Raw genomic sequence first — 14,598 nt, 5'->3', positions numbered from 1 at the left:
CTCGTCAGCTGCGCACGAGCCGGGCGATCGCGTCGGCGGCCTCGCGGACCTTGGTCGCCGCGGCGTCGTCGGACTCCCGGGCCGCGTCGACGACGCAGTGCCCGACGTGGTCCTCGAGCAGGCCGAGGCTCACGGCCTGGAGCGCCTTCGTGACAGCGGCGACCTGGGTGAGGATGTCGATGCAGTAGACGTCCTCCTCGACCATCCTGTGGATACCGCGGACCTGCCCCTCGATACGCCGCAACCGGCGCAGGTAGTCGTCCTTGGAGCCCGAGTAGCCGGCCATGACCCTCCCTCGACGTGGTCGCTGTCGTCCGGGCCAACACTATACCCCCGCAGGGTATTTCCACCCGGGACGGTGGTCCCACCGCCGGAGCACGACGAACCGGGCCGCAGACCGCTCTACGATTAGCCTACTTTACATTAGGCTAATCCAAAGTAGGCTAATCACATGGCAGTCCCCGTCCACCACTGGCCGGCCGCGGCCGAGTTCCTCGACCGCGACGTCGAGCGCGCCCGTCTCGAGCAGTGGTGGGCCTCGCCCGACAAGGAGCCGCTGAGCCTCTTCGGGCGTCGTCGGGTCGGCAAGAGCTGGCTGTTCCGCCGCTTCGCGGACGGCAAGCCGGCGGTGGTCCTCGTCGCCGACCGGCTCGCCGCCGGCCAGCAGTGGACCAACCTCGCCGTCCAGCTCGAGGCGCCGCTCGGCGTCCGGCCGCGGATCGACGGGATCGCCGACCTCTTCCGGGTGCTCTACGCGCTCGGCCGCGACGGGCGCGTCCTCGTCGTCGTCGACGAGCTGCCCTACCTGCTCGGGACGTCGGCCGCCGAGCAGCAGGCGAACCTCAGCGCCGTCCAGGCGGTCATGGAGGCCGAGCGCGACACCTCGTCGGTCAAGCTCCTCCTCACCGGCTCCGCGGTCGCGCAGATGGAGTCGCTCCAGGCCGAGCGGAGCCCGCTGCACGGCCGCCTCGTCCCGATGCCGCTGCGACCGCTCGGCTTCGCCCAGGCCCGGCTCTTCATGCCCGACCTGGACCCCGTCGACCAGGTGACCCGGTTCGCGGTCACCGGCGGGATGCCGCGCTACCTGCGTGCGCTCGGCCGCGGCGACCTGCTCGACACCGTGACGACGCACCTCATGGACCCGCTCGGTGCGTTCTTCAACGAGCCCCGGACGATCCTCGCGACCGAGCTGCGCGAACCGTCGGTCTACTTCTCGGTCCTGTCGGTGCTCGCGACGAGACCGCAGTCGGTCACCGCGATCGGCGAGGTCCTGCGGATGCCGACGAACGAGGTGACGCGCTACCTCGACGCGCTCGCGGGCCTCCAGCTCGTGAGCCGCAGCCGGCCGGTCGGTGCCCGCCCGGACTCCCGGAACACCCAATGGCGCTGCGAGGACCACTTCGTGCGCTTCTGGTTCCGCTTCGTCCAGCCGCGCCAGGCCGAGCTCGAGGCGGGGGCGGACCCGGCCGCGATGACCCGGGTGACCGTGCCCGCCCACCTCTCCGACCACACCGCCCCGGTCTTCGAGGAGGTCGTCGGAGCCTGGGTCCGGCAGCGGTTCGCCGGCACCGCGACGGAGGTGAGCCGGTGGTGGGGCCCGGCGGTCCACGCGAGCCGGGCGTCCCGCACCCGCTTCTCCGAGGAGGTCGACGTCGTCGGCCTGGACGGCCGGCGGGCCGTCGTCGCCGTCGAGGCGAAGTGGACGAACGCCCCGCTCGACGCCGGGGTGCTCACCGCGCTCGCCGACCACAAGCTGCCCGCCCTGGCCCAGGCCGGGCTCGACGTCACGGGCTGCTCCCTCGTGCTCGCCTCGCGGTCCGGCTTCACGGACGGCGTCCGCGCCCTGGCCGCCGAGCGGGGCGACGTCACCCTGGTCACCGCGGCCGACCTCGTGCGCGATCTCTATACTCGGCCGCCACAGTGACCATCGGCCCCGGGGGACCGCCGACGTGAACTTCAGGGTGACCGTGCAGGACCCGGGCACCGGGGCCTCCCGCACGGTCGAGGTCTCGGCGGCCCCGGAGTCGTCCGTCGCGTCCCTGCTCGCGGCGCTCCCGCTCGGCGGCCCGGGCAACGCGTGGTTCGTCGGTGCCGCCTGGCTCGACCCCGCGTCGATCGTCGCCGACAGCCCGCTCGTCCCCGGCGCCGTCCTCTCCCTCGGCGCCCCCGGCCCCGACCCGCGGGCCCTCCCGCACGGTGCGGTCGGCGCGCTGCGCGCCCTCGACGGGCCGGACGCGGGCGCCGTCCACTGGCTCGCGATCGGCCGGCACGAGATCGCCCGCCGCCGCGACGCCTCGGTGCCGCTGCGCGACCTCGACGCGAGCCGGACCCACGCCGAGATCCGGCTCGAGCCGAACGGGACGGCGTCCGTCGCCGACCTCGGTTCCGCGAACGGCACGCGCGTGGACGGCGTCCCGCTCGCCCCGGGCACCGCGGTACCGCTCGCGCCGGGTGCCGTGCTCGAGATCGGGGCGGGCCTGTTCGAGTGGGTGCCGGTCGGTGCGCCGCCGCCCCCGCCGGTGCGCAGCCCGGACGCCCGGCTCGACATCGACCGGGCGTTCGCCGCGAGCCCGGCGATCGTCCCGGTGCGGGTCCGGATGCCGCAGCCCGTCGAGCGGAACGCGTCGTCGAAGGCGACCGCGGTGACGACGGCGGTCGTCCCGCTCGTGCTCGGCGGCGTCATGGCCGTCGTCCTCGACTCGCCGGCGATGCTGCTGCTCGGCCTCTTCGGGCCCGTCGCGTGGGCCGCGCAGGCGTTCTTCGACCGGCGCAGCCGGGCCGCGAGCCAGGCCCGGTTCGACGCCGCGAAGGCGGCCGCGCAGCAGACGATCGCGGGCGCCGTGACGGCCGAGGAGCGGGCCCGACGGGCGGCCGCCCCCGACGTCCACGACGTGACGCTCGCCGCGAACGGGCGCCGGCGCGGGGTCTGGCCGCGCAACGCCGACTCCCCGGACGGGCTCGTCGTCAGGGTCGGCACCGGGAGCCGGCCGGCGGCCGTCGAGGTCGAGGGCGAGGTGTGGGAGGGCTTCGTCCCGCCCGTCGTCCGCGGCGTCCCGGTCACCGTCGACCTGCGCGCCGCCGGGGTGCTCGGGGTCGTCGGCCCGGCGGCCGCCACCGCGGGCACCGCACGCTGGCTCGTCGCCCAGCTCGCGACCCTGCGCTCGCCGGCCGACCTGCGGCTCGTCGTCGTCACCGCCGACCCGGACGGCGCGGACGCCCTCGCCTGGACGGCGTGGCTCCCGCACCTCGACCCCGGCGAGGACGGCGCGGTGCCGGTGCTCGTCGGCAGCACGGACAGCACCCGCCGGGACCGGATCGCCGAGCTGCGCGACCTCGTGACCCGGCGCAAGGAGGCAGCCCGCGGCAGCTTCGACGGCGGCCGGCCGGCGGGAGCGCGGTTCGGCGAGGACGTCGTCGTGGTCCTCGACGGGGCGCTGGCGCTGCGCAAGCTGCCCGGCATCGAGACCGTCCTGCGGGAGGGGCCGGAGGTCGGTGTCTGCACGATCGCCGTCGACCGGCAGAGCCTCAACGAGATGCGCGCCGAGTGCGCCGTCGACGAGACCGGCAGCGTGCGGCTGACCCGCTCGCGCGTCGAGGAGCCGGTCACCGCGCACGCCGAGCAGATCTCCGCCGAGGACGCCGAACGGGTGGCCCGGGCGCTGTCCCCGCTGCGCGACCGGCTCACGCTCGCCGCCGCGGAGCGCGCCGTCCCGTACCCCGTGCGGTTCCTCGACCTGCTCGGGATCGCCCGCCCGACCCCGGACGACGTCGCGCGCGCCTGGGCGCGCTCCCCGGGCCCGTGCACGAAGGTCGTGCTCGGTGCCGACGCCTCAGGCCCGGTGACCGTCGACCTCGCCGGGCAGGGCCCGCACACGATGCTCGGCGGGGCGACCGGCGCCGGGAAGAGCATCCTGCTCCAGACCCTCGTCACGTCGCTGCTCCTGGCGAACCGGCCCGACGAGCTGAACCTCGTGCTCGTGGACTTCAAGGGCGGCAGCGCCTTCCTGCCGTTCCGGCACTGCCCGCACGTCGTCTCGCTCATCCGCTCGACGGGCGAGACCGCCGCCGACGTCTTCGACGCCGCCGCCGCCGAGCGGGTGCTCGCGTCGGTGCGGGCCGAGGTGCGGCGCCGGGAGTCGATGCTCGCGCGCTTCGGCGGCGAGATCGACGAGTACTGGCGGTCCCGGGGCTCGGCCGGCTGGGAGCCGCTGCCCCGCCTCGTGCTCGTCTTCGACGAGTTCGCCCGCGTGCTCGAGACGTCGCCGAACTTCCTCGTCGAGCTCGTCAACGTCGCCGCGAAGGGCCGCTCCCTCGGGATGCACCTCGTGCTCGCGACCCAGTCCCTCCAGGGCAAGCTCTCGCCCGAGCTGAAGAACAACATCGACCTGCGGATCACGTTGCGGCAGAACGAGCCCGCCGACAGCGTCGAGGTGCTCGGCGTCCCCGACGCCGCGTCGATCCCCGGCCGGCTCCGCGGCCGAGGGATGATCCTGTGCACCAAGGACGAGACCCGCACGCCGACGCTCTTCCAGTCGGGCTACCTCGGCGACCCGCCGCCGACCGGCCAGGCACCGCCGGCGCACGTGCGGCTGCTCGACTGGACGACGCTCGGCGAACCCCGCCCGGCCGGCGCCACCGGCCCGCGCGGCGAGCGGACCGACCAGGTGCTCGCGATCGAGGCGATCGAGCAGGCGACGGCGGATCTCGCTGCGCCGCAACCGTTCCGGCCGCTGCTGCCGGCGCTGCCCGTGCTCCTCCCGCTCGCCGACCTGCCGGCCCGGGCCACCGAGCCGGTCCCGGCGACCGCCGTCCCGTTCGGGCTCGTCGACGTGCCCGACCGGCAGTCGCAGCCGGCCGCCGTCCTCGACCTGGCGGGCACCGACCGGCTGCTCGTCGCGGGCGGGCCGCAGTCGGGCCGGACGACGGTCGCCGCGGCCCTGCTCGCAGGCATCGTCGCGCGGTGGCGCCCCGACGAGGCGCACGTGTACGTCCTCGAGCGCGAACCCGGTGGCCTGGCGGCGTTCGAGGCCGCGCCGCACTGCGGCGGCGTCGTCACGCCGGGGGAGCCGGACCGGGTGCGCCGGCTCGTCCTCTGGCTCGCGGCCGAGGTGCAGCGCCGCGCCGTCGCCCGGTTCTCGGCGCCGCCCGGGCACCGTGACCCGTTCGTCGTGCTCGTCGTCGACGGCTGGGAGCACTTCGAGAACCGGGCCGACCCGATGTTCCAGGAGACCTCGCTGCTCCAGACGCTGCGCGAGGTGATCCAGAACGGCCCGCCCGTCGGGGTGCACGTCGTGCCGATCGGCGGCCAGGACATCCTCAACGGCAAGCTGCCGGGGCTGTTCACCCAGCGCGTGCTCCTGCCGTTCCCCAAGGACGAGCTGCGCCGCTCGCACGCCCCGACCCGGACGGCGGCCCCGCCGGTGCTGCCCGGCAGGGCCATCGACGGCGCGACCGGTGCACATCTGCACGTGTCGGTCCCGGACGTCGCGGCGGCGCTCGTCGCAGCCAAGGGGCATGGCGTCGGCGGTGACCTCGACCCGGCCCGGCTGCCGGTCGTCCTGCCCCGGCTGCCGGTGACTCTCTCGCTGTCCGAGACGCGCGCCGCGGTCGGGCTCGACGACGCCGGCCGCGGCGCGACCTGGGTGCCGATCGGGGTCGGCGGCCCGGCCGTCGAGCCGGTGGGGATCGACCTCTTCGAGGCCGGCCCGCACCTGCTGCTCGTCACCGGCGTCGCCGGCACGGGGCGGACCTCGGTCGCCGCGACGGTCGCGCGAGGCCTCCGGGCGCAGGGGATCGGCGTCCTCGCGGTGTGCCCGCCGCGCTCGGGCCTCGCCGCGCTGCTGCCGCCGTCCGACCCCGGCGTGCGGGTCGTCACCGGCACGACCGTCGAGGACACGGCACTGCGCGAGGCGGCCGCCGACCTCGAGGCGGTGCTGCCCGGCGGCCGCTACGCGGTCGTCGTCGACGACTGCGAGCAGGTCGTCGTCACCGCGGCGAAGGAGAACTGGGACGAGAAGCCGACGCTGCTCGCCGAGATCGCCGAGCCCGGCTCGCAGGGCCGCCGCGCGCTCGTGCTCGCCGGCGACGCGCTGCCGATCGTGCAGGGCCAGCGCCGTGCTCTCGCCCGGGTCGTCGGCGAGGTCTTCACGTCGGGAGCGCGGTTCCTGCTCTGCCCGACCGTGCCCGCGGCCGCACGCGAGATGGGCTTCCAGCTCGAGCCCGACCAGTTCTTCGCCGGCCCGCCCGGCCGCGGTCACCTCGCGGTCGGACGCACGGTGACCCTGGTGCAGGGGGCCCGGCCGTGACGCCCTACCGACAGGTGCGGGCGGTCTTCGACGAGGCGACGATCACCGTCTACCAGGCGTACCCGCCGCGGATCGCCGACCCGGCCCTCGCGGCCGGCACGTTCGTCGCGCCGTTCAAGGTCGACCGGATGACGTGGGTCAAGCCGTCGTTCCTGTGGATGATGTACCGCTGCGGCTGGGCCGAGAAGCCGGACCAGGAAAGGGTTCTCGCCGTCCGGCTGAGCCGCACCGGCTTCGAGGACGCGCTGTCGCGGGCCTGTCTCAGCGAGTTCGACGCCGCACTGCACGCGTCTCACGAAGCCTGGCGGGCCGCGCTACGGGCGAGCCCGGTCCGCGTGCAGTGGGACCCCGAGCGCGACCTGCACCTCCAGCCGCTCGGGTGGCGCAGCCTGCAGGTCGGGTTGTCCGGTCCTGCTGTCCCGCGGTACGTCGGCGAGTGGATCGTCGGCCTCGACGACGTCACGCCGCTCGCACGCGACGTGCACGCGCTCGTGCAGGTCGGCGACCTCGCCGCCGCGACGGCGCTGCTGCCGCCGGAGCGCCCTTACCCGTTGCCCGCGGTGCTCGTCGCGCGGCTCGGCGCGACGCCCGCCGGGCCTGATGGTGCGGCCGCGCCGGGATCGTGACGGATCCCGCGGGAGAGCGCCGCGAGATCGTCCGCGCACACGCCTCGCGCGACTCCCACGCCATCCCCTTCGACCGGCACCTGTCGGATGGTCGCCCGGACCCGGATGCCCTCGTCGCTCATGGCGTCGGCCGCGTCGGGCTCCACGAGTCTCCCGGGGCCAGGTGCGGGAACACCTCCGAGAACGGCAGCAGCGCCCCGTGGTTGGTGTCCAGCAGCCCGTCGAACCCGTCGAGGACCTCGAGAAGCAGACTCCGCAAGCAGGCGTCATCCGGGTACTCGACTGTCACAGCGACGGCGTCCGCACCCAGCGCGGCACGGATGACGGACAGCTCGTCGTCCTCGAACTCGTCGATCACGCTGCCCGAGGCATCGATCCCGAACCGGCAGCCGTCGCGCTCCAGGCGGTCCATGAAGTCCGCCGGGATGTACGAACCCGAGGCCCTGATGCGCTGGTGCAGTGCGGCACCGCGGTCCGAGGACACCAGAAGAACGACGGTGGGGCGCACGGTGGATGCCTCCTAGCAGCGCTTCACGGAGCGAGGATGCTCAACAAGACTGCCTTGTCGCGGGTGACGAGAAGGCCGGCGCGTTCCAGCGATGTGATGACGGAACCACGAGCATCTGGAAGATACGCGATGACGGGGTAGTCGGTGAGCGCGCTCGTCGTGAGCATCTGCTTGAGAGCGCCCTTGCCCGTGCCCGACTTGACCTGAACCACGGCGTTGCGCGTCACGATGTCGAAGTCGGTCAAGGGGCTGCCAGCGGACCCGATGATCTCGATGCCTTGGGCACGGACGTGACCGGGGTAGAGACTCTCGATGTCCCTGACCAGTTCGGGGACCAGCGGGTCGTCACCCTTGCCGATGAGATGGGTGACCTCGTTGAGCGCCGCGCCGTACTCCGTCAGCCCCAACGGGTCGGTCCACGCAGTCGGGTTGTCGACGTACGTCGCGGGATTCGGTGACCCGACGAGCCCGAGCGGGTCGGTGCTGGCGTACCGTCCCGTGTCGGGGTCGTAGTGCCGGAAGTAGTTGTACGCCAGGCCGGTCTCGTCGTCGGTGTACTGGCCGGGGAACAGCAGCAGGCAGGTGACGGTCGTCCCGTCGGCGGCCGGAGCGTCGAGCGGGGCGCCCCAGATCGTCGTCCGGCGGGACCACGCGACGGTTCCGTCGGGAGTGACGAGGTCGGTCGGGGCGCCGACGAGGTCGGTGACGATCGCGTGGAACCGCTCGTCGTACCAGGCCTGTTCGTGCGGGGCCCGGTCGTGCGAGGGCAGGTCCCGCTCGGTGCGGGTGCGCTGGGTCAGCGGGGTGAGTCCGTCGGGGGCGTGGTCCCAGGTCGTGACGACCGGGTCGGTGCCGGCCATGGTGCGGCTCTGTTCGGCGAGCGTGGTGCCGTCCCAGGTGAACACGACGGACTCGACGGCGGTGCCGTCGTCGGCGAGGCGGTGCTTGCCGGTACGACGGCCCAGGGCGTCGTACGTGTAGCGCCACACGGTGCCGTCGGGGGTGGTGCACGTGGTGAGGCGGTCGTGGGCGTCCCACGTGTAGGTGTGGGTGCGGGCGCCGCCGGAGAGCAGCCTGGTGCGGCGGCTGACGAGGCGGCCGGCGTCGTCGTGGACGTACGTCGTGCGGCCGGCGCGGACGACGCGGGTGCCGGTGTGCTGGCGGGTGCCGCGCGGGCCCTCGGCGGCGTCGGGGTCGGTGCCGTCCGTACCGTCGGTGCCCGGCCACACGGCGTCGGTGATGTTGCCGGCCGGGTCGTAGCTGTACTGCTCCGTGGCCGGACCCGTTGCGGCGGAGGTGATCCGGCGCAGCGGGTCGAGACCGAGGACCGTCGTGCCGGTGAGGTCCTCGACCCGGGTGAGGTAGCCGTCGTCCGCGTACCCGTAGGTGCGGCGCAGCACCGGGTCGCCGGCCGTGCTCGTGAGGGTCTGCGCGGTGAGCAGGCCGGAGGTGTTCCAGGCCAGGTCGAGGACGGCGCCGGTCGGGTCCGCGCCGAGGGTGCGGCTCGTCGGCCGGCCCGCGGCGTCGTACCCGAAGCGCACCAACGGATCGGAACCCCCGGTCAGCGCGAGCGGCCGGCCCGCGCCGTCGTACGCCCAGCCCGACACGGTGCCGGACGGCGTCGTGCGGCCGGTGCGTCGCCCGGCCGGGTCGTGCTGCGAGGCCAGTGTCCGAACGCCGAGCGGGTCGGTGGTCGTCTCGGCGACGACCCGGCCGACGGCGTCCCGGGCCAGCGCGAGGTCGGCGTCCGGGTTCGCGGCCCGCACGAGCCGGCCCGCGGCGTCGTAGGCGAACGTCGTCCGGACGGCGACCCCCGACGGCGCGTCGGCCGTCTCGGCGACGACCGCACCGCGCGCGTCCCGCTCGTACTCGACGACCCCGGCGGCACTCTCGCGCCGCACGACCTGCCCCGCGGCGTCCCGGGTCAGGCTCCGCGTGCGGCCGTCGAAGTCGGTCTCGGCGACGAGGTCGCCGCGCGGGTCGTAGGCGTACCGCCACGTGAGGCCGAGCGGGTCGGTCACCGCGACGAGACGGCGCTCGGTGTCGTACGTGTACCGGGTCGTCGCGCCGTCCGGGGTCGTCACCTCGGCCGGCTGGTCCCATGCGGTCGGCACGACCCGGGTCGTGCCGCCGACCGGGTCGGTCGCCTCGCGGAGGTTGCCCTCGGCGTCGTAGGTCCAGGTCCACCGCGCGCCGTCCGGGCCGACCCGCTCCCGCAGGTGCCCCTCGACGGTCCACATCACCCGGGTCGTCGCACCGGCCGGGTCGGTCACGGCCACCGGGCGGCCCAGGGCGTCCCGGGCGACGGACGTCGTCGCACCCGTCGGGTCGACGATCTCGAGCGGCAGCCCGGCCGGGTCGCAGACCACCCGGGTCGTCGCCCCCACCGGGTCGGTGACCGCGACGAGGTGCCCGGCGTCGTCCCACCCGAACGCGGTCGTCGCACCGGTCGGGTCGGTCTGCTCGAGCAGCAGCCCGCGCGCCTCGTCGTAGCGGCTCGTCCAGGTCGCGCCGATCGGGTCGGTCACGGTGACGGGCAGCCCGGTGCCGTCGCGGTCGAGGGTCGTGACCGCGCCGTCGGGCAGGGTCACGGACGTCGCCCGGCCGGCCTCGTCGTACGCGTACCGCGTGGTCCGGCCGAGCGGGTCGGTCGCGGCGAGCAGGCGGTTGCGGTCGTCCCACTCCTGCAGCCACGCACCGCCGAGCGGGTCCTCGCGCCGCACGAGCTGGTGGGCCGCGTTCGCGGTGAAGACCGTCGTCCGGCCGAGGGAGTCGGTGAACCGGGCGGACGTCGTCCCGTCGGCCGCGGGGGAGTCGTCGTAGCCGATCCGTGCGCGGAGCACCCCGTCGGTGCCCTCGGCGGCGTAGCAGCGGCCCTGCTCGTCGTACCGGTACGCGTACCAGGTGCCGTTGCGGTCCTCCCAGCGGACGACGCGGCCCAGGTCGTCGTACGCGTACCGCATCGCGGTCCCGGAGGAGTTGAACACGTGGGTGAGCCGGCCTGCGGTGTCGTACCCGTACCGGGCGACGACGACGTCGGCCTCGGCGGGCCCGCCGGTCCCGGCAGCGGGGCGGCCCTCGACGACGAGCGCGGCGATCCGCCCGTCGACCGTCTCGACCCGCACCCGGTACGCCGTCCGGCCGGAGCCGTCGACCGCGACGATCCCGGTGAGCCAGCCGTCGGCGTCGTACCGGTACTCGGTGCGCCGCCCGGCCCGGTCGGACACCGCGACGACGGGCAGTGCCGTCACCCCTGCCACCCCGCCGACGGCGGAGAAGTGCTCGGTGAGCCCGGACACCGGGTCGTGCACCGAGTACGTCTCGACGACGCCCGCGAGCGGGTCGGGGACCGCGGTCCGGGTCAGCAGCAGCCGCGGCCCGTGGGAGCACTCCACCGCGACGCCGTCCGGTGCGGGCGGGAACAGCAGCACGAGGCCGTCGTCGCCGGTGTAGGCGACGCCGGTGTCGTCGACCTCGACCCGGTGGTCCAGCGTCGTGTTCCAGGCCGGCCCGAACCGGTGGCCGACCTGGTACGACGACTGGTGGATCCGCCGGACGGCGACCGGCGGCGCCCCCGGCCCGACCGGCAGCGACAGGTCGACCGTGTCGACGAACATCTCGCCGGTCGCGAGGTCGATCGGGTCGGCCTTGAAGGCCCGGCACAGCACACCGCGGGCGAAGAGGGCCGGGTCCCGGGCCGCGCCGCGCAGGCCGCCCGCGATCTCGAGCCCGTGCGGGATCGCCGTCCGCAGCCCGAACGCGCCCTCGCCGAGCAGCTTCCCGCCGCCGGCCCGCAGCGCGGGGACGAGTGCCCGGGCCCCCTCGGCGAGGGCCCCCGGTTTGAACGGGATCACGCCGAGCACGGCGAGACCCACGTCGAGCAGCGACGCCTCGCCCTTGGCGTACTTGTCGAGCTTGTCGGCGAGGATCACCGCCCCGGCCGCCAGCGACGCCGCCATGATCGCCCAGCCGAGCGGGCCCGACACGAACAGCGCCACGACGCCCGCGACGAGCGCGACCTTCTCGCAGAGCGACACGAAGTCGTCCCAGGACCGGAACGGGGCGCTGACCTTGTCCCAGGCCTTCTGCCACCACGACTTGTTCGCGATCCCCGAGTCGTGGAGGGCGTCGTCGATCTCGTCGACGCACGCCCGCTCGGCGTCGCCGCGCAGGGCGGCCGCCTCCCGGGCCAACCGGGCCGCGCGGGCCTGGTCGGCCTTGGCCGAGACCGCCCGCGCGACCGCCGCCCGGACCTGGCTGCGCGTCGCCTCGTCGAGCCCGGCCGTCGCCGCGTCGGCCTGCGGCACGCTGAGCCCGTGGCTGCCCCAGGGCAGCGTCGTGCCCGCCGGCAGCGCGGCGTCCGCGCTGCGCCGCGCCCACCAGAACCGGTCCTGCGCGTCCGAGCCCGCGCGCAACGCCGTCCGCGCCTTGCCCTGCGCCTCGTCGAGCCGGGTGGCGAACCGGCCCAGCGCCGCGGCGCAGCCGCGGTAGGCCTTCTCCAGCTTCGCGAGCTCGTCGGGCAGCTCGGCGAACTGCTCGACGTACGCGCCCGCGTAGTCGCCGCGCATGCGCAACGGCCCGCCGGACACGTCCGCCGCGATGGCGCGCAGCCGGTCCCGGTTCGACGCCGCGAGGTCCGCGTAGCCGGACAACCGCGCCGCGAGCGCGCGCACCCCTTCGACGTCCCCCGGGCAGGGGTCGGTGCCGAGGTCGACGAGCGACCAGTCGGCCGTCACGGACACAGCGTTCCCCTCACGCCGGCCTCACGAGGCACGGCCCGGCGCTCAGCCGAGCGAGCTGCCGAGCGAGCTGTCGAGCTCCTGGTGCTTCGCGACGACCTGGTCGAGGAAGGACTTCATGCCGCCGAGGCCCTCGAGGACGTTGCGCGCACCGTTGTTCCACTGGTCGTACGACGCGGCGAACTTGCCCGACGCGAGCTCGGTCTTGAAGCCTGACTGCACGAGGTTGTCGATCATCGCCTTAAGCTGGCTGACCTGGTCCATCATGTTCTGCTGCGCGGAGTTCAGCCGGCCTGCCGCCGACGTGACCTCTGCGTAGGTGACGTTGATGCTCGCCATGACACGTCCTCTCATCGGTGCGCGGAGCCGCGGGTGCGGACCGCTGTCAGGTGTCGCTCCCCGGTGCGGGGTCGGTGCGGTCGGTGCGGTCGGTGCGGTCGGGGCCGGCCGGGCCGGTCCACGCGAAGGTGCCGCTCACGGCGTCGAAGAGGTCGAGCAGGGCGTCGGCGATGCTCGCCTGCGGGCTCGTGAGGACGACGTCGACGACCCCGCCGTCCGGCGCCGGCACGAGGGTGTGCATCGCGACGAGGTCGGGGGCGGCGTCCCGGTCGGTGTCCGCACCGGCGGGGCCCGCCTGCAGCCGGCCCACCGACGTGACCCGGACGGCGGGGCCGGTCGGCAGGTCGACGAGACCGACCCGCCGCCAGGTGCCGGGGCCGTCCGCGCCCTCGTGCGCGGTGACCGACGCGGCGATCTCCTCGACGGTCTGCCGCGGGCGCAGCGGGTCGCCGTCCGTCCGGAAGACCATGAGGGAGGCGAGCAGCGGGCCGCCCGCCGCGACCGGGTCGACGGCGACGGCGCACATGAGCGCACCGCGGGCCTGGGCGTCCTCCGCGACCTCGCGGAAGAGCGCGAGCAGCGCGGCCCGGTGCCTGCGCAGGCCGGGCTGCGCGGTGATCCGGGCGTCGACGATCCGCGCGAGGTCCGCGGTGCGGGTGGCCCGCCAGGCGTCGAAGCGGAACCAGGACGGCGGCACCCGCAGCGTGAAGGCGGGGGCCGTCTCCGCCGAGGCCTGCGCGGCGGTCCCGAGGGTCATCGCGGCCCCCTCGTCGGGGCGCCCCCGCCGGGCGCCGCACCGTCGCCGCTCGTGGTGAGCGCACCGGCGAGGCCCTGGTCGAGGGACTCGGCGCCCTCGGCGAGGCCGTTCATGAGGCCGATGCCGCGCTCGAGGAGCTTGTCGAGGAGCTTGCGGTTGTCGGAGGAGTCCTTGAAGAACCGCTGGAGCGCACCCTCGACCTTGGGTGACCCGGTGGAACCGTCCGCGACGGTCGCGCCGAAGCCGTTGAGCGCCGTCCGGATCGTCGTGAGGTCGGACGCGACGGACCGTGCGGCGGCCGTGTCGACGCCGAATCCGTCTGCCATGTCCCCCCGATCACGACTCGTCGCGGATCGTGATGGGTCCCCGCGCCGTCAGCAGTGGATCACCCTACGGGCGTCACCCAAGGCGATCAAGTGACGCTAGCGTGGGCGATCGACGCCGTGATGTGGTGGCTGTGCGTGATCCCGCTGCCGGCACGGGTGCACCGGGAGTGACCAGTTGGGCCGTTCGACCTGGGGTGGGGACGTGGACTTCGGCGACAAGTACGTCGGCGCTGTCCCGGTCGGCCACGGCGCCGCGGGCACCGTCTACCGGGCGCGGTCGGTGGCCTTCGGCCGGGACGTCGCGGTCAAGGTCTTCCACGGCACCCTGGACGACGAACGGCTGCAGCGCGCGTTCCGGCGCGAGTGCGAGGTGCTCGGCGCCCTCGGCGGCCACCCGAACATCGTGCCCGTCCACGACAGCGGTCTCACGCCGTCGGGGCAGCCGTGGATCGTCATGGGCTACTTCGACCTCGGCAGCCTCCCGACCGGGACGCCGATGCCACCGGGGGAGGCGGCCGCCGTCGCGCTCGCCGTCGCCGAAGGGCTGCGGGCGGCGCACGACCGCGGGGTCCTGCACCGGGACGTGAAGCCGCAGAACGTGCTCCGCAGCAGCACCGGCGGCGTGGCGCTGGCCGACTTCGGGATCAGCGTGCGGTCGGCCGACGAGGTCACGTCGGCCGCCTCGACCCCGACCTACGCCGCGCCCGAGGTGCTGCGCGACCACACGGCGGCCTCGCCGGCGTCCGACGTCTTCAGCCTCGCCGCGACGCTCTACGCGCTGCTCGCCGGGCACCCGCCGCAGCCGCGCCGCCCCGGCGAGACCGACCTCGTCCATCTCCAGCGGCTCGTCGGCGAGCCGGCACCGCCGCTGCCGGACGGCGTCCCGCCGCACCTCGCGCGGGCCGTCGCCGCGGCGCTCGAGCCCGACCCGGTGCTGCGCACCCGCACGGTGCAGGCGTTCGCGGACGCCGTCCGGGCGGCGGCCGCGAACGCCTGCA

General features: G+C 75.0%; 10 protein-coding genes. 4 read left to right on the top strand and 6 right to left on the bottom strand.

Annotated elements, in window-relative coordinates; all coding sequences use genetic code 11:
* Window positions 1-4: 4 nt before the first annotated feature.
* Complete coding sequence (locus tag ECOMGDLI_RS29585) at window positions 5-286, bottom strand: metal-sensitive transcriptional regulator (protein ID WP_088320424.1); 282 nt, start codon at window positions 284-286, stop codon at window positions 5-7.
* Between the two features lie 165 nt (window positions 287-451).
* Between ECOMGDLI_RS29585 and ECOMGDLI_RS29580 the strand changes: the two genes are divergently transcribed.
* From ECOMGDLI_RS29580 to ECOMGDLI_RS29570, 3 genes are read left to right on the top strand one after another with little or no spacing between them, the layout of a single operon-like run.
* Window positions 452-1,924, top strand: coding sequence for a DUF234 domain-containing protein (locus tag ECOMGDLI_RS29580; RefSeq protein WP_088320423.1), 1,473 nt, complete (start codon window positions 452-454; stop codon window positions 1,922-1,924).
* 25 nt (window positions 1,925-1,949) lie between these two features.
* Window positions 1,950-6,305, top strand: a complete 4,356-nt coding sequence (locus ECOMGDLI_RS29575; RefSeq protein WP_088320422.1) for an FtsK/SpoIIIE domain-containing protein — start codon at window positions 1,950-1,952, stop codon at window positions 6,303-6,305.
* Entirely contained in the window at window positions 6,302-6,931 is a 630-nt protein-coding gene (locus ECOMGDLI_RS29570) for a DUF4291 domain-containing protein (protein ID WP_088320421.1), read from the top strand. The genes ECOMGDLI_RS29575 and ECOMGDLI_RS29570 overlap by 4 nt, the downstream gene beginning before the upstream one ends.
* A gap of 118 nt (window positions 6,932-7,049) precedes the next feature.
* Here the strand turns inward: ECOMGDLI_RS29570 and ECOMGDLI_RS29565 are convergent, their stop codons facing one another.
* The 5 genes from ECOMGDLI_RS29565 to ECOMGDLI_RS29545 are packed head-to-tail and all read right to left on the bottom strand — an operon-like array spanning window position 7,050 to window position 13,600.
* Window positions 7,050-7,439, bottom strand: coding sequence for a hypothetical protein (locus ECOMGDLI_RS29565; RefSeq protein ID WP_143448029.1), 390 nt, complete (start codon window positions 7,437-7,439; stop codon window positions 7,050-7,052).
* Between the two features lie 23 nt (window positions 7,440-7,462).
* A complete protein-coding gene (locus ECOMGDLI_RS29560) occupies window positions 7,463-12,175 on the bottom strand; it encodes an RHS repeat-associated core domain-containing protein (protein ID WP_143448028.1) in 4,713 nt (1,570 codons plus the stop codon).
* A gap of 48 nt (window positions 12,176-12,223) precedes the next feature.
* Window positions 12,224-12,517: a WXG100 family type VII secretion target gene (locus ECOMGDLI_RS29555; protein WP_088320418.1), complete on the bottom strand. Its 294-nt coding sequence runs from the start codon at window positions 12,515-12,517 to the stop codon at window positions 12,224-12,226.
* Between the two features lie 46 nt (window positions 12,518-12,563).
* Complete coding sequence (locus tag ECOMGDLI_RS29550; protein WP_088320417.1) at window positions 12,564-13,274, bottom strand: hypothetical protein; 711 nt, start codon at window positions 13,272-13,274, stop codon at window positions 12,564-12,566.
* Window positions 13,271-13,600 carry a hypothetical protein gene (locus tag ECOMGDLI_RS29545; RefSeq protein ID WP_088320416.1) on the bottom strand — a complete coding sequence of 110 codons (330 nt, stop codon included), beginning with the start codon at window positions 13,598-13,600 and terminating at the stop codon, window positions 13,271-13,273. Before ECOMGDLI_RS29545 ends, ECOMGDLI_RS29550 begins: the two co-directional genes overlap by 4 nt.
* Window positions 13,601-13,802: 202 nt before the next feature.
* Here ECOMGDLI_RS29545 and ECOMGDLI_RS29540 point away from each other — a divergent pair.
* Window positions 13,803-14,598 (top strand): serine/threonine-protein kinase (locus ECOMGDLI_RS29540; protein ID WP_158221207.1); only part of this gene is annotated, 796 nt, incomplete at its 3' end.

The organism is Kineosporia sp. R_H_3, assembly GCF_002198675.1.
Taxonomy (GTDB): domain Bacteria; phylum Actinomycetota; class Actinomycetes; order Actinomycetales; family Kineosporiaceae; genus R-H-3.
Note: the sequence above shows the minus strand (reverse complement) of the source record. Positions and strands in the feature narration are given on the sequence as shown.

Bases quoted from the DNA above. Each gene is read 5' to 3' on its own strand.
- ECOMGDLI_RS29585 (WP_088320424.1), bottom strand. From the start codon at position 286: ATGGCCGGCTACTCGGGCTCCAAGGACGACTACCTGCGCCGGTTGCGG.
- ECOMGDLI_RS29580 (WP_088320423.1), top strand. From the start codon at position 452: ATGGCAGTCCCCGTCCACCACTGGCCGGCCGCGGCCGAGTTCCTCGAC.
- ECOMGDLI_RS29555 (WP_088320418.1), bottom strand. From the start codon at position 12,517: ATGGCGAGCATCAACGTCACCTACGCAGAGGTCACGTCGGCGGCAGGC.
- ECOMGDLI_RS29550 (WP_088320417.1), bottom strand. From the start codon at position 13,274: ATGACCCTCGGGACCGCCGCGCAGGCCTCGGCGGAGACGGCCCCCGCC.
- ECOMGDLI_RS29545 (WP_088320416.1), bottom strand. From the start codon at position 13,600: ATGGCAGACGGATTCGGCGTCGACACGGCCGCCGCACGGTCCGTCGCG.